Origin of the sequence: Streptomyces sp. NPDC029674 (assembly GCF_044903205.1) — a bacterium.
Lineage (GTDB): Bacteria > Actinomycetota > Actinomycetes > Streptomycetales > Streptomycetaceae > Streptomyces.
Genome location: NZ_JBJDPY010000012.1, coordinates 158,479 through 178,508 on the forward strand (window position 1 = coordinate 158,479; position 20,030 = coordinate 178,508).

General features: G+C 72.1%; 19 protein-coding genes and 1 tRNA gene. 12 read left to right on the top strand and 8 right to left on the bottom strand.

The window, feature by feature from the left end:
* Positions 1 to 13 precede the first annotated feature (13 nt).
* Positions 14 to 919 carry a hypothetical protein gene (locus ACI2L3_RS27310; protein WP_404755028.1) on the bottom strand — a complete coding sequence of 302 codons (906 nt, stop codon included), beginning with the start codon at positions 917 to 919 and terminating at the stop codon, positions 14 to 16.
* Between the two features lie 250 nt (positions 920 to 1,169).
* On the opposite strand from ACI2L3_RS27310, the gene ACI2L3_RS27315 reads away from it, so the two are divergent.
* Positions 1,170 to 1,631 carry an ATP-binding protein gene (locus ACI2L3_RS27315; RefSeq protein WP_404755029.1) on the top strand — a complete coding sequence of 154 codons (462 nt, stop codon included), beginning with the start codon at positions 1,170 to 1,172 and terminating at the stop codon, positions 1,629 to 1,631.
* On the opposite strand, the gene ACI2L3_RS27320 is transcribed toward ACI2L3_RS27315, so the two are convergent.
* On the bottom strand, positions 1,594 to 3,111 hold the full coding sequence (locus ACI2L3_RS27320; RefSeq protein WP_404755030.1) for a PLP-dependent aminotransferase family protein: 1,518 nt from the start codon (positions 3,109 to 3,111) through the stop codon (positions 1,594 to 1,596). The two genes, ACI2L3_RS27315 and ACI2L3_RS27320, sit on opposite strands and share 38 nt — an antisense overlap.
* A 47-nt stretch (positions 3,112 to 3,158) precedes the next feature.
* Between ACI2L3_RS27320 and ACI2L3_RS27325 the strand changes: the two genes are divergently transcribed.
* A complete protein-coding gene (locus ACI2L3_RS27325) occupies positions 3,159 to 3,674 on the top strand; it encodes a carboxymuconolactone decarboxylase family protein (RefSeq protein ID WP_404755031.1) in 516 nt (171 codons plus the stop codon).
* Between the two features lie 70 nt (positions 3,675 to 3,744).
* On the opposite strand, the gene ACI2L3_RS27330 is transcribed toward ACI2L3_RS27325, so the two are convergent.
* Positions 3,745 to 5,208, bottom strand: coding sequence for an aminopeptidase P family protein (locus ACI2L3_RS27330; RefSeq protein ID WP_404755032.1), 1,464 nt, complete (start codon positions 5,206 to 5,208; stop codon positions 3,745 to 3,747).
* Between the two features lie 123 nt (positions 5,209 to 5,331).
* Positions 5,332 to 6,750 carry a PP2C family protein-serine/threonine phosphatase gene (locus tag ACI2L3_RS27335; RefSeq protein ID WP_404755033.1) on the bottom strand — a complete coding sequence of 473 codons (1,419 nt, stop codon included), beginning with the start codon at positions 6,748 to 6,750 and terminating at the stop codon, positions 5,332 to 5,334.
* 589 nt (positions 6,751 to 7,339) lie between these two features.
* Here ACI2L3_RS27335 and ACI2L3_RS27340 point away from each other — a divergent pair.
* Together ACI2L3_RS27340 and ACI2L3_RS27345 are read left to right on the top strand one after the other, a co-directional pair.
* Positions 7,340 to 8,017: a bifunctional DNA primase/polymerase gene (locus ACI2L3_RS27340; RefSeq protein WP_404755034.1), complete on the top strand. Its 678-nt coding sequence runs from the start codon at positions 7,340 to 7,342 to the stop codon at positions 8,015 to 8,017.
* Positions 8,018 to 8,072: 55 nt separating this feature from the next.
* Positions 8,073 to 8,624: a hypothetical protein gene (locus ACI2L3_RS27345; RefSeq protein ID WP_404755035.1), complete on the top strand. Its 552-nt coding sequence runs from the start codon at positions 8,073 to 8,075 to the stop codon at positions 8,622 to 8,624.
* 280 nt (positions 8,625 to 8,904) lie between these two features.
* On the opposite strand, the gene ACI2L3_RS27350 is transcribed toward ACI2L3_RS27345, so the two are convergent.
* The 3 genes from ACI2L3_RS27350 to ACI2L3_RS27360 form a co-directional block, all read right to left on the bottom strand.
* Positions 8,905 to 9,885, bottom strand: a complete 981-nt coding sequence (locus ACI2L3_RS27350; protein ID WP_404755036.1) for a DUF5926 family protein — start codon at positions 9,883 to 9,885, stop codon at positions 8,905 to 8,907.
* Positions 9,886 to 9,946: 61 nt separating this feature from the next.
* Entirely contained in the window at positions 9,947 to 10,564 is a 618-nt protein-coding gene (locus ACI2L3_RS27355; RefSeq protein WP_404755037.1) for an ATP-binding protein, read from the bottom strand.
* Between the two features lie 53 nt (positions 10,565 to 10,617).
* Entirely contained in the window at positions 10,618 to 11,454 is an 837-nt protein-coding gene (locus ACI2L3_RS27360; protein ID WP_404755038.1) for a glycerophosphodiester phosphodiesterase, read from the bottom strand.
* Positions 11,455 to 11,700: 246 nt separating this feature from the next.
* Here ACI2L3_RS27360 and ACI2L3_RS27365 point away from each other — a divergent pair, with 246 nt between their 5' ends.
* Both ACI2L3_RS27365 and ACI2L3_RS27370 read left to right on the top strand, forming a co-directional pair.
* Positions 11,701 to 13,224 (top strand): S1C family serine protease, encoded by a 1,524-nt coding sequence (locus ACI2L3_RS27365; protein WP_404755039.1) that lies wholly within the window; start codon positions 11,701 to 11,703, stop codon positions 13,222 to 13,224.
* 54 nt (positions 13,225 to 13,278) lie between these two features.
* Positions 13,279 to 13,363 (top strand) — tRNA-Ser (locus ACI2L3_RS27370).
* 80 nt (positions 13,364 to 13,443) lie between these two features.
* Here the strand turns inward: ACI2L3_RS27370 and ACI2L3_RS27375 are convergent.
* The gene (locus tag ACI2L3_RS27375; protein WP_404755040.1) at positions 13,444 to 14,340 is read right to left on the bottom strand and encodes a bifunctional DNA primase/polymerase; all 897 of its coding nucleotides are present in this window, start codon (positions 14,338 to 14,340) and stop codon (positions 13,444 to 13,446) included.
* Positions 14,341 to 14,748: 408 nt separating this feature from the next.
* Here ACI2L3_RS27375 and ACI2L3_RS27380 point away from each other — a divergent pair, with 408 nt between their 5' ends.
* The 6 genes from ACI2L3_RS27380 (at position 14,749) to ACI2L3_RS27405 (ending at position 20,008) form a co-directional block, all read left to right on the top strand.
* Positions 14,749 to 15,060: a hypothetical protein gene (locus ACI2L3_RS27380; RefSeq protein ID WP_404755041.1), complete on the top strand. Its 312-nt coding sequence runs from the start codon at positions 14,749 to 14,751 to the stop codon at positions 15,058 to 15,060.
* 210 nt (positions 15,061 to 15,270) lie between these two features.
* The gene (locus ACI2L3_RS27385) at positions 15,271 to 16,434 is read left to right on the top strand and encodes an acyl-CoA dehydrogenase family protein (RefSeq protein WP_404755042.1); all 1,164 of its coding nucleotides are present in this window, start codon (positions 15,271 to 15,273) and stop codon (positions 16,432 to 16,434) included.
* Complete coding sequence (locus ACI2L3_RS27390) at positions 16,431 to 17,399, top strand: bifunctional MaoC family dehydratase N-terminal/OB-fold nucleic acid binding domain-containing protein (protein ID WP_404755043.1); 969 nt, start codon at positions 16,431 to 16,433, stop codon at positions 17,397 to 17,399. The genes ACI2L3_RS27385 and ACI2L3_RS27390 overlap by 4 nt, the downstream gene beginning before the upstream one ends.
* Before the next feature lies 1 nt (position 17,400).
* Positions 17,401 to 18,429 (top strand): acyl-CoA dehydrogenase family protein, encoded by a 1,029-nt coding sequence (locus tag ACI2L3_RS27395; protein WP_404755044.1) that lies wholly within the window; start codon positions 17,401 to 17,403, stop codon positions 18,427 to 18,429.
* Positions 18,426 to 18,845 carry a MaoC/PaaZ C-terminal domain-containing protein gene (locus ACI2L3_RS27400; RefSeq protein ID WP_404755045.1) on the top strand — a complete coding sequence of 140 codons (420 nt, stop codon included), beginning with the start codon at positions 18,426 to 18,428 and terminating at the stop codon, positions 18,843 to 18,845. The genes ACI2L3_RS27395 and ACI2L3_RS27400 overlap by 4 nt, the downstream gene beginning before the upstream one ends.
* On the top strand, positions 18,842 to 20,008 hold the full coding sequence (locus ACI2L3_RS27405) for a lipid-transfer protein (RefSeq protein WP_404755046.1): 1,167 nt from the start codon (positions 18,842 to 18,844) through the stop codon (positions 20,006 to 20,008). The genes ACI2L3_RS27400 and ACI2L3_RS27405 overlap by 4 nt, the downstream gene beginning before the upstream one ends.
* Positions 20,009 to 20,030 lie beyond the last annotated feature (22 nt).

Sequence of the window (20,030 nt, forward strand, 5' to 3'; positions counted from 1 at the left end):
GGAGTGTGTCGCGTCAGGCGGCGAGTTCGACGTCGAGGCGCCCGGCCGGGGGCCCGCGCCTGATCACTGCGTCCTCGAGCGCGACCGTGCGCGGCTTCGGCGGCGCGAGCAGCGCGGTGCGCGGAGGCCGCGGGCCGGTCGTCTCAGGCGCGCCGGGCAGGCCGGCCCGCAGGGCGCGGACGAGAGTGAGGGCCGAGCGCAGGGAACGTACGAGCGCCCCTTCGGCGACTCCCTGTGCCCCGTTGGCGAGCCGGACGAGGCGGAGCAGCGCGAGGTCGCCGCTGCGGAGCAGCCAGCCGGCCGCGAGGGCCGCGAGGAGGTGCGCGACGAGCATGGGCAAGGACGGGACGAGCGCCATGGCGCCCATCGACCCCATGCCACCGGTGTGCGGCATGCCGGTCGCCGACGCCGAGACCGAGTCCAGCGCGGTGTCCGCGGCCGCGGCGGCGGACCGGCCGTGCTGATGCCCGGCGGACTGGCCCGCTCCGGAAGCGCCCGCGCCGCCGGGGCCGAGCCCGGCCGTGGTGAGGATCCGGTGGGCCTGCGCGGGCGTGATCGTCGCGGCGCCCGCACCGCAGACCAGGCGCGCGGCCCGCTCCACCAGGGAGGCGTCACCGTTCGCGGCGCTCGCGGCGGCCGTGCCGTGCTGGCCGAGGCCGAACAGGGCGTGCAGACCGAGCTGTCCCGCCGCGAGCAGCGCGGCGATGCCGGGCAGCGAGCGGGCCCGCCCGGCGAGCGGCAGCGCGACCGCGAGGACGGCGAGGAAGCCCGCGGCCAGCGTCCACAGCGGGACGGCGACGCAGGAAGCGAGCACATGGCCCCCGGCGGACAGCACGACGCAGACCGCGGCGAACGTCGCGGCCCTCAGCAGCCGGAGGTCGGCTCCGTCGCGCGTCTTGCGCTGGTGGGGGGCAGTCATGGCCGGGCCATCATCGCACTGGGCCCTCCCCTTGCGTACGGCAGGTCCGGAAGGTCCTGTTCCGGGCGATGGGTGCGGCTCTGGTGGGCCTGAGGCGGTGCGAGTGGCGTGTCCCGTCCCGCCGTCCTACACCGCCTGACGGGGGCCGCGCGTCCGCCGTATGGGCGGCATCACGTCGTTCGGGCGCTTATTCGGGGGCGCGTGCGGCAATACGTATCGGTATGTCGAGCCGCGGCCAGGAGGCTGGAGCATGAGCATCTGGTGGTCTCTCCATTTGCGGCGCGACGCCGCGAGCGTTCCGCTCGCCCGCCGGCTGCTGATCGGCACGATGGAGACGGCGGGCGTGGATCCCGACGTCTCCTACGACCTGTCGGTCGCCCTCAGCGAAGCGTGCGCCAACGCCGTCGAGCACGGCGGTGCGGTCGCGCCCGGGGCCGCGCTGGGCGGGTACCGGGTCACGGCCTACCTGGACGGCGAGAAGTGCCGCATCGAGGTGGACGACTCCGGGCCCGGTTTCCCCGGCACGGCGCGCGGCTGTCCCGCGCCCCGGCCGCCCGCCGCGGAGACGGACGAGCACGGCCGGGGCCTGTGCCTGATCAGGGAGCTCGCCGACCACGTCCACCTCGGCAACAAGCCGGGCAGGAGCGGTGCGGTGATCAGCTTCGACAAGATCCTCAAGTGGCGGGAGGACGCGCCGTTGATGACGGCGTGAGGAGTTCCCCACCGGCGGGCGGCTGTTCCCCGTCGGCCGGCGGCAGCGCCCGCAGCAGCGCCTCCACCGCCGCCCCGTACGCGTGCTCCGTAGGCGTCGAGTACCCGACGACGAGACCGTCCCCGGCCGGCATCGTCGCCCCCGGGTGACGGAACGCGGCGAGCCCGTCCAGCGCGATCCCCTGCCAGGCCGCCGCCTTGACCGCGGACGCCTCCGTCCCCGGCGGCAGCCGCAGCACCGCGTGCAGGCCGGCCGCGATACCGGTGGCCGTGATGTGCGGGGCGCGCTCGGCGAGGGCGGTGACGAGCCGGTCGCGACGGTGCCGGTAGCGCTGCCGCATCCGGCGGATGTGCCGGTCGTACTGACCGGAGGAGATGAACTCGGCGAGCGTGAGCTGGTCCAGGACGCTCGCCCACGCCTCCCGCTCCCCCTTGGCGGCGAGCACGCCGTCGACGAGCTGCTCGGGCAGCACCAGCCAGCCGAGGCGCACGGCGGGGGAGAGGCTCTTGCTCACCGAGCCGAGGTAGACGACCCGTTCGGGATCCAAACCCTGTACGGCGCCGACCGGCTCGCGGTCGTAACGGAACTCGCCGTCGTAGTCATCCTCCAGGATGAGACCGCCGCTCGTACGGGCCCAGTCGACGACCGCCGCGCGCCGGGCGGGGTGCAGTGGGCCGCCGGTCGGGAACTGGTGTGCGGGCGTGAGGAGTACGCCGCGGGTCCGTGACCCCGCGGACGGTCCGTCGGTCAACTCCTCGACCCGGGCGCCACGTTCGTCCAGGCCCAGCGGCACGGTCCGCACACCCGCGCTCTCCAGGATGTCCCGGTGGAACCCGAGTCCGTACGACTCCATGGCGAAGGGTCCCCGCAGCACCCCGCCGCCCGCCCCGCGCGACCCCGCGAACAGCAGCCGCAGCGCGTGCGCGAACCCCGAGCACACCACGATCCGTTCGGGGTCGGCGCGCACCCCGCGCACCCGCGTCAGATAGTCGGCTAGCGCCCGGCGCAGCTCGACGCGGCCCCGCGGGTCACCGGGCCCGAAGGCTTCGTTGGGCGCGGCACCGAGCGCGCGCCGGGCGGCCGCGAGCCAGGCCGTGCGCGGGAAGGAGGCGGCGTCCGGCGTGCCCTGGCGCAGGTCGTACGCGGGCGCGGCGGGCCGCGCCGGAGCGGGCTTCGGCATGCGCGGGCGCTTGGGCGGCGCCGCGCGCTCCGCGACCCGCGTCCCCGAACCCTGCCGCGCCGTCAGCCAGCCCTCCGCGACCAGCTCGGCGTAGGCGTCGGCGACCGTGTTGCGGGCCAGGCCGAGGTCGGCGGCGAGCGAGCGGTAGGGCGGCAGCCGGGTGCCCGGAGGGAGCCGTCCCTCGCGTACGGCGTCCCGCAGCGCGCGGATGAGAACGGCACGGCGACTGCCGGGACCGGACAGGTCCACGTGCAGGTCACTGCCGATTCGCTCCGCCAAATTGACCCATGATTCCGGCATGGGAATGCACCCTACGCGAGGTCTTTCCCGGCCCTAGATTCATGGTCATGACGAACAACACGAACGCCACGCAGACCGCCGCCACCGCCTCCGCCGCTCCCACCGCTGCCCCGCGCCTCAACTTCGCCAAGGCCGCCCCCAAGGCCTTCAAGGCCCTCATCGGCTTCGACGCCGCCGCCCGCGACGGCCTCGACCCGGCCCTCGTCGAACTGATCCAGATCCGCGCCTCGCTCCTCAACGGCTGCGCCTACTGCCTCCACATGCACACCTCCGACGCCCGCAAGGCCGGCGAGGACGAGGCGCGGCTGCACATGATCGGCGTGTGGCGCGAGGCCCGTAACTTCTTCACGGCGAAGGAGCAGGCGGCCCTCGCCCTGACCGAGTCGGTCACGCTCGTCTCCCAGGGCGGCGTCCCGGACGACGTCTACGTAGAGGCCGCCCGGCACTTCGACGGGTCCGAACTGGCCCGCGTGCTCGCCCTGATCTTCACCATCAACACCTGGAACCGCATCGCCCTGAGCACCGCCAAGGTCGCGGGCGAGGACGAGCGGGCGGCCCACTGAGGAACGCCGAAGGGCCGGCCCCCGGGAGGGAACCGGCCCTTCGTCACGCGTGTGCGGCTCAGCCCTTGGCTCAGCCCTTGAGCCGCGCCATCCACGCCTCGACGTCCTCGGACGTACGCGGCAGTGCGGCCGACAGGTTCTTGTTGCCGTCCTCCGTGACGAGGATGTCGTCCTCGATCCGGACGCCGATGCCGCGGTACTCCTCCGGCACGGTCAGGTCGTCCGCCTGGAAGTACAGACCGGGCTCGACCGTCAGGCACATGCCGGGCTCCAGCGTGCCGTTCACGTACGTCTCGGTGCGCGCGGCGGCGCAGTCGTGGACGTCCATGCCGAGCATGTGACCGGTGCCGTGCAGCGTCCAGCGGCGCTGCAGCCCGAGCTCCAGGACGCGCTCGACCGGGCCCTCCACGAGGCCCCACTCGACGAGCTTCTCGGCGAGCACGCGCTGCGCCGCGTCGTGGAAGTCGCGGAACTTGGCGCCCGGCTTCACCGCCGCGATGCCGGCCTCCTGGGCCTCGTACACGGCGTCGTAGATTTTCTTCTGCAGCTCGTTGAAACGGCCGTTGATCGGCAGCGTGCGCGTGATGTCCGCGGTGTAGTACGTGTGCGTCTCCACGCCGGCGTCGAGCAGCAGCAGCTCTCCGGAGCGGACGGCGCCGTCGTTGCGCACCCAGTGCAGGGTGGTGGCGTGCGGGCCCGCGGCGCAGATCGAGCCGTAGCCGATGTCGTTGCCCTCGACGCGGGCGCGCAGGAAGAACGTGCCCTCGATGTAGCGCTCGCTGGTGGCCTCGGCCTTGTCGAGGACCTTCACGACGTCCTCGAAGCCGCGAGTGGTGGAGTCGACGGCCTTCTGGAGCTCGCCGACCTCGAACTCGTCCTTGACGAGGCGGGCCTCGGAGAGGAAGACGCGCAGCTCCTCGTCGCGCTCGGCGGTGACCTTGTCGGTCAGGGCGGCCTCGATGCCTGCGTCGTAACCGCGCACGACACGGACGGGGCCGGTCGCCTCGCGCAGCTCGCCGGCCAGCTCGCGCACGTCGGAGGCGGGGATTCCGTACAGCTTCTCGGCCTCGGTGAGGGAGTGCCGGCGGCCGACCCAGAGCTCGCCCTGCCCGTCGAGCCAGAACTCGCCGTTCGCACGGTCGGAGCGCGGCAGGAGGTAGATGGTGGCGTCGTGGCCGCCGCCGCTCTTCGGCTCCAGGACCAGGACGCCGTCCTCGGTCTGGTTGCCCGACAGGTACGCGTACTCGACGGAGGCGCGGAAGGCGTACTCGGTGTCGTTCGAACGGGTCTTCAGGTTGCCCGCGGGGATCACCAGGCGCTCGCCCGGAAAGCGCGCGGAGAGCGCGGCGCGGCGGGCGGCGGTGTGCTCGGCCTGGGCGATCGGCTGCAGGTCGTACAGCTCGGTGTCGGCCCAGCCGGACTTCATGTTCTCGGCAAGCTCGTCGGACACGCCCGGGTACAGGCCGTTCTTGCGCTGCTTGATCGGCTCTTCTTCGGTCTCTTCCGGGTTCGCCGGGTTGAGCGCCTCCGACACGATCTGCCTCCTATGTACGACACTGGGCCGTCCTCCATCGTACGGGCGTACGGAAGGGGTCCCAGGGCCGGAAGGCCACTTACACAGTGTGCCCGTCGCCTCACACGGGAGCGCGCTCGCGCCTCACTCGAAGCGGGCCGCCAGCAGCACCACGTCCTCGTCGCTGTCCACGGCGTCGAGCCCGTCCGGCAGGACGGCGTGCAGCACGTGGTCGGCGATCGCGCCGGGGTCGTCCCTGACGGCCCTCGGCACGCTCGCGGCGGCAGCGTGCAGCCTCGCGAACGCCCGGTCCATCGGGTCGCCGGTGCGGTGCAGCAGCCCGTCGGTGTAGAGAAGCACCGTTTCTCCGGGCTCCGGGCTGATCTCCACGCTCGGCGCCTCCCAGCAGGCGAGCATGCCGAGCGGCGCGGAGAGGGAGGTCTCCACGTACTCCGTGCGGCGCTCCCCGACGATCAGCGGCGGACTGTGCCCGGCACCGGCGAGGACGACCTTGCGCAGGGCGGGCTCGCAGTACGCGAAGAGGGCGGTCGCCGACCGCGCGGGCTCGGTCAGCCGCAGCAGCAGCTCCAGGTCGGAGAGGACGGCGACGGGGTCCTCGCCCTCCATCACGGCGTACGCCCGCAGGGACGCCCGCAGCCGCCCCATCGCGGCCACGGCGCTCGGCCCCGACCCAGTCACGGAACCCACCGCGAGGCCGAGCGCCGCGTCGGGCAGCGGCAGCGCGTCGTGCCAGTCACCGCCGCCGCGCGGCCCCGTGCGGTGCCGGGCGGCGAGCTGCACCCCGGCGACCCGGGGCAGCCGCGACGGCATGAGCTCCTCCCGGAGGGTGGCGTCGGCCGTGCGGACGCGGTCCAGTTCGAGCAGCCGCGCCACGTGCTCGGCGGCCTGCCGGAGGTAGAGCCCTACGAGGTGGCGGCGGCGCTCGTCGGGTTCGGCCGGCTCGTCGTACAGCCAGACGGCGGCACCGATCCGGTCCGCCGTCGAAGTGGCGAGGGGGAGGGCATAACTGGCGGCGTAGCCGAGGCGGCAGGCGACTTCGCGGTGGAGCGGGTCGAGGCCTTCCTCGGCGAGCAGATCGGGCTGCGCGATCTCCTCCGGCACGGCACCCGGCCGGCTCTCGAAGGCGTCCAGGATTTTGCCGTACGAGGTGGCGCCGCGCGGCACCGTCTCGATGTGCCCGAGGTCGGCGCGGGCCAGTCCGAGGCCGACGGTGGTCTCGGGGCCGAGCCCGTCGGCGGGTTCGATGACGGTGAGTCCACGTCGCGCGCCCACCAGGGCAGCACCGGCGCGCAGGAGCTCGCGCAACGCCTCGTCGAGGGTGGCCGTGCGGGAGAGCCGCTCGGTGAGTTCGTGCAGCGTGGTGAGGTCGGAGACCCAGCCCGCGAGACGGTCCTGGAGCACGGCGCCGGGTGCGCTCGGGACGGAAGTACCCTCCGGAACTGCTGCGGCGGGCGTGGTCCGCGCGGCGGGCGCGACAGTGTGTGCCGGTGGCGGAACTGTGGAATCGATTCCGGCCACTTTCGGAAGATGCGGGGCGTTCATGGCTCACGGCTTTCCGGCCGGTGCGTAATGCTCAATAGCATCGCAAACCCCCATGTCATTATGCGCCGCTAGCAATGTCTCCAGATGTACACGCACTGGTGAGGGGATGTCCAGCATTGTCCTGCTGGGATTCCTGGTGTCCGAGGTAATTCTGGGACCAGAAAAAGATCTTGTGAAGTTGGCTGAAAACAGCGCCGGGTTAGGGCATATTAGGGTCGACTGACGTTGTTCGGTAGAGCGTTGCAGTGGTCGCGCTGGGTACGTACTCAGTGATGACCAGGGGCAGTTGGGGTCCATCCGGAACCTGACCAAGGACCCGGACGTCCTAACTCACGACGACCGTGCCCCATCCTCCCGTGGCGGAGGCGGCAAGCAATATCGCGGGACGGCAAACGCCAGGCGCCGCCACCCCACGCCACGTCAACGCTCGGTTCAGCGTGGTTCCCCATGCCACAGGCTGGGGGCAGATGTGCCAGCTCGTACGTACAGCGAAGTGATCCACACATGGTGAAGTGATCCACACATGGTGTGATGTGGCCCGCAGTCTCCCCGGCTAACGCCGGCGTGCAACGGAAAGGAACGAGCGCTCATGCGCGAGATCCTCGGAAGGCGACGCAGGCTCCTGTCCTGGCGAATCGGAAGGAAGCCCGGCCGGAGCGCCGGACAGCTCGGCGCGGCTCTGACCTTCGCGACCGCATGGCGGTGGCCGGTACTGCCGGGAGTCGGTCTCGACCGGCGCGACGGCAGCCGGTGCGCCTGCCCCGACCTCGACTGCGCGGTACCGGGCGCGCACCCCCTCGACCCCGGTCTTCTCGCCGCCACCACCGACGAGCGGATGATCCGCTGGTGGTGGTCCAACCGACCCGGCGCACCCGTCGTACTCGCCACCGGAGGCCGCGCCCCGTGCGCCGTGAGCCTCCCCGTGGACGCGGGCGCGCGCGCCCTCGCCGCACTCGACGAGGCCGGCATCAGGCTCGGCCCGGTGGTCGCCACCGAGGCGAGACTCCATCTGCTCGTCGCGCCGTACTCCATGGCCCAGTTGGGCGAGCTGCTCTATGCCAAGGACTGCGTCCCCGGCTCGCTCCGCTTCCACGGCGAGGGCGGCTATCTCGCCCTGCCGCCCTCCGACACGGGACAGGGCCGGGTCCGCTGGGAGCGCGCCCCGCTGCCCGGCTCCGCCGCCCCCTGGGTGCCGGACGTCGAAGCGGTGGTGGACGCCGTCGTGGACGCGCTCACTCGTACGGGTGTGAGCGCCCCCGAGTTGTAGGGGAATCGGGCGCGCGGCGAGCCGGCCGCGCGCCCGCTGTCGATATCTTCGGCTCATGCAACCCCGCCTGCTCGTGCTCCTGGGCGTCATGGCCGTCACGGCCCTCCTGCCGCTCGCCGGCGCGTTCGCGGGACCGGCGGGCGACGGTGACGCGAAGTCGCCCCTCCCTCCCCCCTCACCCACTCCCTCGAACGCCTCTTCGGGGCAGCAGCGGTCCACGGAGACGGCCTCGGAGCCCTCGTTGCTCGCCGGCCTCGGCGCGACCACCGCCGCCCGGTGTGGCCCCGAACTCTCCTCGCCCGACGGCATCGAGGCGCAGACCTGCGTCCTCACACGGGGCCGCGACACCTGGGCGCGTAGCTATTACCGCAATGCCACCGGCAAGGAACTGGCCGCCGTACTGACTCTGATGGGGCCGGACGCGCGCACCGTGCAGATGCACTGCGAGGTGGCCGCGGGGGACGAACCGGCAGCGTGCGAGACTCCGCGCGAGCGGTCGGCGGGTGACGCGTCGGCGTACTCGGCGGTGGCGGAGTACGCGGCGGGCGAGGCGGACGGGCTGCTGCTGCGCTCCGGAAGCAACTCGGCATCACCGCAGGACAGTTGAGTCCTGAACCGGTTCCCCGCGGCTCCCCGGACATGCCCCGGGCACGAAAGGGCCCGGTTGCTGGCGACGGGGGATGCACCAGCAACCGGGCTACCTGAACGGTAACAAGAGATCGGCTCCTGGCAAATTCGATCTCAGTTATCCGGACAGGGATTTCTCTGCGGCCAACGGGAGTTGTGACTGGAGTCACGCATTCCCTTTTATGCCGTACCGACTGACTGCTGGGTCAGTCGATACGGCGTGTTCAGCCGGGCTTCATGCGTCGGCTGAGCTCCATGCGTCAGCTGAGCGTCACCTGACGGTTGGTGAGGCCGCCGCGCGCGCGGCGCTCGTCCGCGGTGAGGGGGGCGTCCGAGGCGAGCGCCGTCGCGAGCCGCTCCGCGAACTCCGCCGCGGGCTTCTCGACGTCCGCGGCGGAGACCCCGGTCGGCAGGTCCCACACCGGCACGGTCAGGCCGTGCGCCCGGAAGGAGCCGACGAGCCGCGTGCCCTCGCCGAGGCTCGACGTACCGGCCGCGTGCAGCCGGGCCAGCGCGTCGAGGAGCTTCTCCTCGGGGTGCGGCATGACCCAGCGCAGGTGGTTCTTCTCCGGGGTCTCGCACCAGTACGCGGCGTCGACACCGGTCAGCTTCGCCGTCGGGATGGCGGCGTCGTTCGCCCGCTCCAGGGAGGCGGACACCTCCGGAGAGGCGTTCTCCGCGTCCGGCACCCAGAACTCGAAGCCGGGGTGCACGACCGGCTCGAACGCGCCCTCGGGGTCGAGCAGGTCCTGCAGCCGGGGGCCGTCGGCCGGGGCGCGGCGGCCCTTCACCGGAGTACCCGGCTCGGCCTCCAGGGCGCGCTGCAGGGTGTCGGCGAGGTCGCGGCTGATGTCACCGGACGAGGTGTCGTTCTGCAGACCGAGGAGGACCGAGCCGTCGTCGCGGCGCAGCGCCGGCCAGGCCATCGGCAGCACGGTCGCGAGGGAGACCGAGGAAACGCCCTCGGGGAGGCCGCCCTTGAGGGTCAGCTCGACCGTGGCGGCGGGGACCAGCTCGCGCAGCGCGACCCAGTCGCACTCGCCGGGCAGGCCTTCGAAGGGGCGCTGCACCAGCTCGGTCACCGCGTGCGCGGCGGCCCGGCCGTGACAGGCCTTGTACCGGCGGCCCGAACCGCAGGGGCAGGGTTCACGGGCGCCGACGACGGGGATCTCCCCGTCTCCGGGGCCGCCCTTGAGCTGCGGCTGCTGCTTGCCCTTGGGCTGGGGGCGCTTCTTGGCCATCTTGGGTGTCTCCCGGCTACGGCTCTCTTGCGTACGGGCGCGAGCCTAGCCGTTCGCGGATTCAGTCCCGCTCGTCGAAGGGGTCCACGAAGGCGAGGTCGGATATCGCGGCCGCCGACGGGGCGGCGACGCGCGTAGCGAAATCCTCGTGATGGTGCGCCGCTTGGACGACGGCCCACACGGTGACCTCACCGTGCACGTCGTCACGGACGCCCCAGGCGTCGGCGAGCGCCGTGATGATGTTGAGCCCGCGGCCGCCGTGTGCCGTGACCGACGGGGTCGCCGGAGCCGGGCGGGTCGGGCCGCCGCCGTCCGTCACCTCGACCGTCAGCCGGCCTGCTTCGTCGACGTGCCATGCCGCCCGCACGTCCCCGTCGCCGACCATCCCGCGGCCCAGCGGCCTGCCGTGCCGGCAGGCATTGCTGAGCAACTCCGACAGGATCAGTACGGCATCGTCGACGACCGTCTCCGAGACCCCGCTCATGCGCAGCTGATCACGCATACGGTGTCTTGCTTCCCCCACGCCCGCAGGGCCATGGGGAACGGCCATGCTCGACGACGTGGGCACCTCCCGTGCCACCACCAACGCCACCCCCGAGACCTCCTTCGCCCCACGCCACGGTGTGGATGCCCCAATGGACTGGACCGGAAACCGGCCAACCGACGTCCGGTGACGCACTCGTAACGATCGAATACGGGCCGAACGCGCCGGTGCACTCCCTGTAACCGGAGTTACCGGAGTCCCAGCCGGTCCAGTTGGGTCAGAACTTGCTTGGGGCGGTTGGTGATGATCGCGTCGACACCCAGTTCCGCACAGAGTTCAACATCCGCAGGCTCGTTCACGGTCCAGACGTGCACTTCGTGTCCCGCGCGTTTCAGCTTCTCCACGTACGACGGGTGATTGCGCACGATCCGCATGGCCGGACCAGCGATGCGCACGCCCTGCGGAAGGCGGCCGTCACGGTGGCGCGGCGAGATGAACTGCATCAGGTAAACGGTCGGCAGAGTCGGGGAAGCGGCCCGGACGCGGTGCAGTGAACGCGCCGAGAAACTCATGACCCGTACCGGGGAAGGACCCTCGGCGGGCGGCGCGTCCAGTCCGAAGCGCTTCAGGAGCAGGAGCAGGCGCTCCTCCACCTGGCCCGCCCAGCGCGTGGGGTGCTTGGTCTCGATGGCCAGCCGCACGCGTCGTCCTGAGGCATTACTTTCGGCCACCAGCTCGAGCAGTCGCTCCAGGGTCAGGACGGAGGTGTCCTCTCCCGTGGAGCCCTCCCAGTCCGGGTCCTCCTCGGCCTCGCCGTGATGCCTCTTCCAGGAGCCGAAGTCCAGGGCGGCGAGGTCGGCGAGTTCGAGGGCGGAGACGGCTCCGCGCCCGTTCGACGTGCGGTTCACACGGCGGTCGTGGACGCACACGAGATGGCCGTCGGCGGTCAGCCGCACATCGCATTCGAGGGCGTCGGCACCGTCCTCGACCGCCTTCTTGTAGGCGGCCAGCGTGTGCTCGGGGGCATCCTCGGAGGCTCCGCGGTGGGCGATGACCTGAATCTGGTGCTGTCGTGCGAGGGTCACCGCGTCATGGTGCCATCACGGGGTACCCGTCGGCTCGCCGGACGACGCCCCGCCGGGACGCCGAACACACAGGATCGGCTTATGGTGCCCTGACAGCCCATGGGAAAAGCTGACAGCAGACAAAAATGACGGATGACGACGGATGGCGACGGATGACCCCGACAGCCGCTGACGCCCGCCCAGTCGGCACACCCTGGCCGTGACCGAGAACGCACGCAACGACAGCATGGACCGAGGAGAAGAGCTGTGAGCACCGAGAACGAGGGCAACGAGGTACCCCAGGCCCCGTCCGCGCCCCCCGCGCCGGTGGACGCTCCCGCTGTTCCCGCCGACTCCAGTGCAGCCGGTTCCGCCCCCGGTTCCGGCGGGTCCGCCGCAGGGCCTGCCGGCGGGTCGGCCGGGCAGGAGGGGCACGCGGGGGCGCACTCAGCTCCGGCGCACGCCCCCGAGCATGCCGCGAACCACGCCCCCGCGCATGCTCCTGCCCACGCCTCCGCTGGCGCCCCTCAGGGCACCCCGCACGCCGCTTCCGGCGCCGCGGACTGGCCGCCTCCGCAGCCGCCCGCCATGCCGTCGTACGCCACGGGCGGTGGCTCCGGGTCGGGCTGGGGCGCTTCGTACCACCCGCAGGAGCCGAAGCCCGGCGGTCGGCGCGGCGGTCTGGTCGCCGCGGTGCTCGCGGCCGCCCTGCTCGCGGGCGGCATCGGCGGCGGCGTCGGCTACTGGGCGGCCGAGCGGAACGACAGCGACACCAGCTCGACCACGGTGGCCGCGCCCGACACCCCCGCCGACGTCAAGCGCGAGCCCGGTTCGGTCGCCGCCACCGCGAACAACGCACTGCCCAGCGTCGTCACCATCGAGGCACAGAGCGGCGGCGGCGAGGGCGGCACGGGCACCGGCTTCGTCTACGACACGCAGGGCCACATCCTCACCAACAACCACGTGGTGGCGTCGGCGGCCGAGGGCGGCAAGCTCCAGGTGACGTTCTCGAACGGCAAGAAGTACGCCGCCGAGGTCGTCGGCCGCGCCGAGGGCTACGACGTGGCGGTCATCAAGCTCAAGAGCGCCCCCGACGGCCTGCGGCCGCTCAAGCTCGGCAACTCCGACCGCGTGGCCGTCGGCGACTCGACCATCGCGATCGGTGCCCCCTTCGGCCTCTCGAACACCGTCACCACCGGCATCATCAGCGCCAAGAACCGCCCGGTGACCTCCAGCGACGGCGGACAGAGCGGCAAGAGCTCCTACATGAGCGCCCTGCAGACCGACGCCTCCATCAACCCCGGCAACTCCGGCGGCCCGCTCCTCGACTCGCGCGGCGCGGTCATCGGCATCAACTCCGCGATCAAGCCCGCCGACAGCGGCGGCCTCGGGGGCTCGGGCCAGTCCGGTTCCATCGGCCTGGGCTTCGCGATCCCGGTCAACCAGGCGAAGCAGGTCGCCGAGCAGCTGATCAAGACCGGCCAGCCGGTCTACCCCGTGATCGGCGCCTCGGTCTCCCTCCAGCAGGAGGGTACGAACGGCGCGACGATCTCCCAGGAGGGCGCGGGCGGTTCGGACGCGGTCACCCCGAACGGCCCGGCGGACAAGGCGGGCCTCAAGCCCGGCGACGTCATCACGAAGCTGGACGACATGGTGATCGACAGCGGCCCGACCCTGATCGGCCAGATCTGGACCCACAAGCCGGGCGACACCGTCAAGATCACATACGAGCGCGACGGCAAGGAGCACACGGTCGACGTGACCCTGGGCCAGCGCAAGGGAGACAGCTGACCCGCTAGTCTTGTCCCCGCGCGGTCCTGATTCCGTTTCCGGCGGACGGCGCGGGGTGGGTTGCCCGAGCGGCCTAAGGGAACGGTCTTGAAAACCGTCGTGGCGCAAGTCACCGTGGGTTCAAATCCCACACCCACCGCATGGTGCAGGTAAGGGGCGTCCTCCATTGAGGGCGCCCCTTACGCATGCCTGTAGGCATGTCTTCCGTAGACAGACGGCTCACCTGCGTCCCGTGAGGCGGGCTGCCGAGGCGATCGTCGAGTGGGCCTCGCGTTCGGTGAGGCCGACGTGGAGTGCGGCGTCCACGAGCTGGGGGGCCAGGGTCTCGCCCATGTCGTTCTCGTAGGCGCGGCATGCGGCCCAGAAGAGGCGGGTGTTGCGCTGGCCCGCGTGCGCCGCGAGCACGAACTGCACCAGTCCGTGGCCGCGTTGGGCTTCTGCGTCGGGGTGCCCGGGCGGTGAGTGGTCGGCGTGGCCGGGTGCGTGCTGGTGGGTACGGGGTGGGGGCGTGAGCAGGCGCAGGAGGGACGGAGGGCAGTGCGCGGGGGGCAGTTGGGCGGTGCCGGGCGCGGTGCTGTAGAGGCCGCGCTCGGTGCGGGAGCCGGGGCCGACGAGGTAACCGCCGGCGCCCCGGACGTCGATGCCGGGGGCGAGGCGGCCCGCCGAGTTGGGGATCACGGTGTCGGGTGGCCCGGTCAGCCAGATGTGGCGGCCGCCGCTGGGAGTGATCACGACGACGGTGGCGGGGATCGTGAAGAGGTGGCGCAGCGCCAGTTCGCGCAGGGCCGCCGAGGCGTCCGTGCCGGACTTGGTGTCCAGGTCGATGCCGATCAGATGGTGCGGCGGCAGTCCGCAGGCGATGCCGTAGCCGGTGGCCCAGGGAGCGGCGGCGAAGAGTTCGCGGATGCGCCGAGGGTCGGTCGTCGCGTCGTACACGCCGTGTCCGAGGCGGCCGCATTCACCGTGGCAGGGGGCGGGCCGGGGGTCTTCGTGGTGGGGGGAGCGCAGGGCCGGGAGCTTGGTTCGGGACAGCGGGATCACCGCGAGGCCGCGCTCGGCGGCCGACAGTGCGTGGGCGAGCGCGAGGGTGGTGGCATGGCGATCGATGGTGGCCATGGACCCATTTTCGTACGCGTGTTCGAAGAAGGGAAGAGGGAGCGGCCGGAGAGTGTGGTGTACGGGGCCGTTCGGGAGGGGGCGCCGCCCCTTCGAGCCGTCGGCGGGGAGGATATTGGCAGAACGATTCGCCCCTTGCGGTGTCTGGCCTGAGCTGTGGCCCGGTCAAGGGTGCTCAGGTGCCGGGGCAGGCCGGTGGGGGCGCGAGGAGTGTTTATCGATATGTCCTCACGCTTGCGGGGGAATCGGGTCTTCCGGGGTGGTTCGCCGGGGATTCGGTGGGCAACTCTGGACCCGCGACGTCGTGCAGCACACTCCGGGGCGGTCGGCCGACTGCCTTGGAACAAGCCGTACTTCCGGTACGCCAGGCCTCGGCCGGCGCGTACCTCCTGCTCTGGAGGAACAGACATGGCAAGCATCCGTACCGCCCGCATCATCGCCGCCGCCGCGGCCGTGCCGCTGGCTGCCGCGCTCTTCTCGGGCGTCGCGACGGCCGACAACGGAGCCTTCGCGAACAACGGATCGAACGCGGGTGTGGCGACCGTGAACGGCAGCGGCGTGGGGGACGACAACGGAGGCAACTCGACGACGACGCAGCAGCAGGCCATCGGCAATGGGGCGTCCAACCAGAACAACACCGCCCAGGTGAACGGCTCCGGCTTCACGGCGCTCGATCAGTCGAACGACAACGTCGCGGTCAACTTCGCCCAGCTCTGGTGAGCCGGTGCCCCTTGGTGCCGCTCGGGACGGCTCCAAGGGGCGTGAGCTGTGGGGTGAGACGGTCTGTGCGGCGGTGCTTCGGCACCGCCGCACAGGCGTGTCCGGGGTCCACCCGCCGCAGGGCGGGCGGTGCGCGGATCTCTTGACACCGGCACGCAATCTGACGGACAGTCAGAAACCCTGCCGGTACGAGACGGAGAGGCCGCCGCCGTGCACCTGGCCCCCACCGAACGCCAGCGCCGACTCCGTGCCGAACTGCGCGCTTACTTCCGGGAGGTGATGCCCGACGGCCCGCCCGCCGCCGCGGACGCGGCGGAACAGCGCCGCCTGCTGCGACGCATCGGCGCCGACGGCATGCTGGGCCTCGGCTGGCCCGTGGCGTACGGCGGCCAAGGGCGGGGCGCGGACGAGCAGTTCGTCTTCTTCGACGAGGCCCACCGCGCGGGCGCCCCGGTCTCGATGGTCACCCTGAACACCGTCGGACCGACGCTCATGAAGTACGGCACCGAGGAGCAGAAGGCGGCCTTCCTGCCGGGCATCCTCAGAGGCGACATCATCTTCGCGATCGGCTACAGCGAGCCCTCCGCGGGCACGGACCTGGCGGCGCTGCGGACCCGGGCCGTGCGAGACGGCGACACCTGGCTGATCGACGGCCAGAAGATCTTCACCTCGAACGCGCAGCACGCCGACTGGATCTGGCTGGCCTGCCGCACCGACCCCGACGCCCCCAAGCACCAGGGCATCTCCCTCCTCCTCGTGCCCACCGACGACCCCGGTTTCTCGTGGACACCGATCGAGACGGTGGGCGGACTGACGACGACGGCGACGTACTACGACGGGATCCGGGTGCCGGCCGCGAACCTCGTCGGCGAGGAGAACGGCGGCTGGGCCCTCATCACCAGCCAGCTCAACCACGAGCGGGTCGCGCTCGCCGCGATCGGCATGCAGGCCGAGGACTTCTACGCGGCGGCGCTGGACCTCGCCCGCGCACCCGATCCGGTGACGGGCGAACGCCGGATTGACGCGCCGTGGGTGCGGTCGAGACTGGCCGAGGTGCATGCCCGGCTCGCGGCAACGCGCCTGCTCAACTGGCGTTTGGTGGGCGATGTGGGCGCGGGCGGACCGGCGCCGGGCGACGCGAGCGGCGTGAAGTTCATGGGAACCGAATCGGCCGTGGAGGTGTACCGAATGTGTCAGGAGATCGCGGGCGAAGCAGGGCTCGTGCGGGCCGGTTCGCCGGGCGGTCTCGGGGGCGGCGAGCTGGAGCGGATGAACAGGTCCGCGCAGATCAATACGTTCGGGGGCGGGGTGAGCGAGGTGCAGCGCGAGATCGTCGCGACGATGCGGCTCGGTATGCGGAGGGGGCGACGGTGAAGGACATCGCGTACGAGGAGTTGCAGGCGTTCGAGGGCAGGCCGGCAGCGGAAGGGGGCGTCGGCAAGGACCCGGTGAACGAACCCATGATCAGGCACTGGTGCGAGGCCATGGGCGACACGCACCCCGCGTACGGGGGCGCGGGTCCGGTGGCGCCCCCGACGATGCTGCAGGTCTGGACGATGGGCGGACTCTCCGGCCACGACGGCCGCTCGGAGGCGTACGACGCGTTGTTCGCCCTGCTCGACGGCGCCGGGTACACCTCGGTGGTCGCCACCGACTGCGAGCAGGAGTATCTGCGGGCGCTGCGGCCCGGCGACGAGATCACCTTCGACGCGGTGATCGAGTCGGTCTCGGAGCGCAAGACGACCAAGCTGGGCGCGGGGCACTTCGTCACGACACGGATGGACGTCCGCGCGGGCGGCAGGCTCGCGGGCACACACCGTTTCCGCATCCTCAAGTACGCCCCGGCGCAGCGTCGGCGCAGACCGGACGAGAAGCGTCCCCGCCCCGTCGTCAACCGCGACAACGCCGGCTTCTGGGAGGGTGTCGCCGCACACCGCCTGCTGATCCAGCGCTGCGGCGGCTGCGGAACCCTGCGCTTCCCCTGGCTCCCCGGCTGCAACGCGTGCGGTTCGCCCGAGTGGGACACGGTCGAGGCCGGCGGCGAGGGCACGGTCTATTCGTACGTCGTGATGCACCACCCGCCCTTCCCCGCCTTCGACCCTCCCTACGCCGTGGCACTCGTCGAGCTGGCGGAGGGCGTGCGCATCATCAGCAACGTGACCGGGGTGCCGTACGACAAGGTGCGGATCGGCATGCCGGTGCGGCTCGAGTTCCGGCGGGTCGACGAGGAATTGGAGCTACCGGTGTTCCGGGCCGTCGACGGCGGACAGACCTTCGAGGGCGGACGAGCCTCCGAGGGCGTGCGGGCCTCCGGTGGCGCGGCGGAAGGCGGTGGCTGACGTGGACTTCACGCCCACGGAGGAGCAAGCGGCCGCCCGTGATCTCGCGCGGGAGATCTTCACCGACCTGGCCACCCCCGAGCGGCTCGCGGCGGCGGGGACCGGTTCGGACGCCAAGCTGTGGAAGGCCCTGTGCGCGGCGGGGCTGCCGGGCGCGGTCGAGGACATCGGGCTGCTCGGTCTGGTGCTCCTCCTGGAGGAGCAGGGGCGGGTGACGGCCCAGGTGCCCTTCGCGGCGAGCTGTGTCTACGGCCTGCTCGTGGTGGCCGCCCACGGCACGGCCGAGCAGCGGGACCGGCTGCTGCCGGCGCTCCGGCAGGGGAGCGCGGTCATGACGGGAGCGCTGCCCGCCCGGGGCGGTGTGGAGGCGTCCGCGGAGGGGGCGCTGAGCGGCACGGTGACGTGGGTGCCGTGGCTGAGGGACGCGACGCAGGTGCTGGTGGCGGCGGCCGACCGGACCCTGTGGCTGGTGCGGGTCGCCGACGCGCGCGTGGAGCCGGTCGAGCTGACCGCGCCCTGGGCGGCGGGCCGGCTCGTCCTCGACCGGACGCCCGCGGAGCGGCTGGGCGGCGCCGCGGCGTACGACGACGTGCGGGCCGTCGCGCGGACGGCCTTCGCCGGGCTGCAGGCCGGGGTGTGCGCGGGATCGCTGGCCCGCGCGGTGGCCCATACGAACGAGCGCGAACAGTTCGGGCGCCCCCTCGCCGCGAAGCAGGGCGTCCAGCTCCGCGCCGCCGACGCCCATATGGACACCGAGGCGATAAGAGTCACGGCCTACGAGGCGGCCTGGCGCCGGGACACCGGCCTGCCGTACGACACGCACGCCCTCACCGCCGCTTGGTGGGCCTCGGAGGCGGGCAAGCGCGTCGTGCACACGGGCCAGCATCTGCACGGCGGCATGGGCGCCGACCTCGATCATCCCGTGCACCGGCACTTCCTGTGGGGGCGACAGCTGGACGCGTATCTGGGGTGCGGAAGCGAAGTGCTTGAGGAGTTGGGCGCGTTGATCGCGAGGGGGGAGTCCGCATGACGGTGACGAGGGCACGGGGTGAGGAGCTGCCGCCGCTGGAGATTCCCATCACCCGCACGTTGATCGTCGCCGGGGCCATCGCGTCCCGCGACTACCAGGACGTGCACCACGACGCGGAGCTCGCGCGGGCCAAGGGGTCCCCCGACGTCTTCATGAACATCCTGACGACCAACGGCCTGGTCGGGCGGTATGTCACCGACCAGTTCGGCCCCACCGCCGTGCTGCGCAAGGTGGCGATACGCCTGGGGGCGCCCAACTATCCGGGGGACACGATGGTGCTGACCGGGACCGTCGAGAACATCGAGGCCGGGCCCGGCGGCGACACGGCTGTCGTCAGGGTGGTCGGGGTCAACGGCATCGGCAAGCACGTGACCGGCACCGTCACGGTCACCGTCCCCGCGGGAGGCGCCGCATGAGTGTCCGTACGCGCGACGGTCTCGGCGGGAAGGCCGCGATCGCCGGCATCGGGGCGACGGAGTTCTCCAAGGACTCCGGGCGCAGTGAGCTCAAGCTCGCCGTGGAGGCGGTGGGCGCCGCGCTCGACGACGCCGGGCTCACCCCGGCCGACGTCGACGGCATGGTCACCTTCACCATGGACACCAGCCCGGAGATCACGGTCGCCCAGGCGGCCGGGATAGGGGAGCTGTCCTTCTTCTCCCGCGTCCATTACGGCGGCGGCGCGGCCTGTGCCACCGTCCAGCAGGCGGCCCTCGCGGTGGCGTGCGGGGTGGCGGAAGTGGTGGTCTGCTACCGCGCGTTCAACGAACGTTCGGGGCGCAGGTTCGGCTCCGGGGTGCAGCGGCGCGAGCCGTCCGCCGAGGGGGCGGCGCTCGGCTGGGCCCTGCCGTTCGGACTGCTGACGCCCGCCTCCTGGGTGGCGATGGCGGCCCAGCGCTATCTCCATACGTACGGTCTGACGCCGGAGGCCTTCGGCCATGTGGCCGTCATGGACCGGAAGTACGCGGCCACCAACCCCGCGGCGTACTTCCACGGGAAGCCGATCACGCTCGAGGACCATGCCGCGTCGCGCTGGATCGTCGAGCCTCTGCGTCTCCTCGACTGCTGCCAGGAGACGGACGGCGGCCAGGCGATCGTCGTCACGAGCGTGGAGCGGGCCCGCGACCTCCCGCAGCCGCCGGCCGTGATCGCGGCGGCGGCCCAGGGCGCCGGCCGAGCGCAGGAGCAGATGACCAGCTTCTACCGCGACGATCTGCGAGGGCTCCCCGAAATGGGCGTGGTGGCGCAGCAGCTGTGGCGCACCTCGGGGCTGGCCCCGGCGGACATCGACGTGGGGGTGCTCTACGACCACTTCACCCCGTTCGTGCTGATGCAACTGGAGGAGTTCGGCTTCTGCCCGCCCGGGGAGGCGGCGGGCTTCGTCGCCGAGGAGCGGCTGCCCATGAACACGCACGGCGGCCAGCTGGGAGAGGCGTATCTGCACGGCATGAACGGCATAGCGGAAGCGGTCCGGCAGGTGCGCGGCGCCTCCGTGAATCAGATACCCGGCGCCGCGCGCACTCTGGTCACGGCGGGCACGGGCGTTCCCACATCGGGGTTGATTCTGCGGTCGGACGGCTGAACGCGGCGCGTGTCCCGGCTTC

Bases quoted from the DNA above. Each gene is read 5' to 3' on its own strand.
- ACI2L3_RS27310 (WP_404755028.1), bottom strand. From the start codon at position 919: ATGACTGCCCCCCACCAGCGCAAGACGCGCGACGGAGCCGACCTCCGG.
- ACI2L3_RS27315 (WP_404755029.1), top strand. From the start codon at position 1,170: ATGAGCATCTGGTGGTCTCTCCATTTGCGGCGCGACGCCGCGAGCGTT.
- ACI2L3_RS27320 (WP_404755030.1), bottom strand. From the start codon at position 3,111: ATGCCGGAATCATGGGTCAATTTGGCGGAGCGAATCGGCAGTGACCTG.
- ACI2L3_RS27325 (WP_404755031.1), top strand. From the start codon at position 3,159: ATGACGAACAACACGAACGCCACGCAGACCGCCGCCACCGCCTCCGCC.
- ACI2L3_RS27335 (WP_404755033.1), bottom strand. From the start codon at position 6,750: ATGAACGCCCCGCATCTTCCGAAAGTGGCCGGAATCGATTCCACAGTT.
- ACI2L3_RS27340 (WP_404755034.1), top strand. From the start codon at position 7,340: ATGCGCGAGATCCTCGGAAGGCGACGCAGGCTCCTGTCCTGGCGAATC.
- ACI2L3_RS27345 (WP_404755035.1), top strand. From the start codon at position 8,073: ATGCAACCCCGCCTGCTCGTGCTCCTGGGCGTCATGGCCGTCACGGCC.
- ACI2L3_RS27350 (WP_404755036.1), bottom strand. From the start codon at position 9,885: ATGGCCAAGAAGCGCCCCCAGCCCAAGGGCAAGCAGCAGCCGCAGCTC.
- ACI2L3_RS27375 (WP_404755040.1), bottom strand. From the start codon at position 14,340: ATGGCCACCATCGATCGCCATGCCACCACCCTCGCGCTCGCCCACGCA.
- ACI2L3_RS27380 (WP_404755041.1), top strand. From the start codon at position 14,749: ATGGCAAGCATCCGTACCGCCCGCATCATCGCCGCCGCCGCGGCCGTG.
- ACI2L3_RS27400 (WP_404755045.1), top strand. From the start codon at position 18,426: ATGACGGTGACGAGGGCACGGGGTGAGGAGCTGCCGCCGCTGGAGATT.
- ACI2L3_RS27405 (WP_404755046.1), top strand. From the start codon at position 18,842: ATGAGTGTCCGTACGCGCGACGGTCTCGGCGGGAAGGCCGCGATCGCC.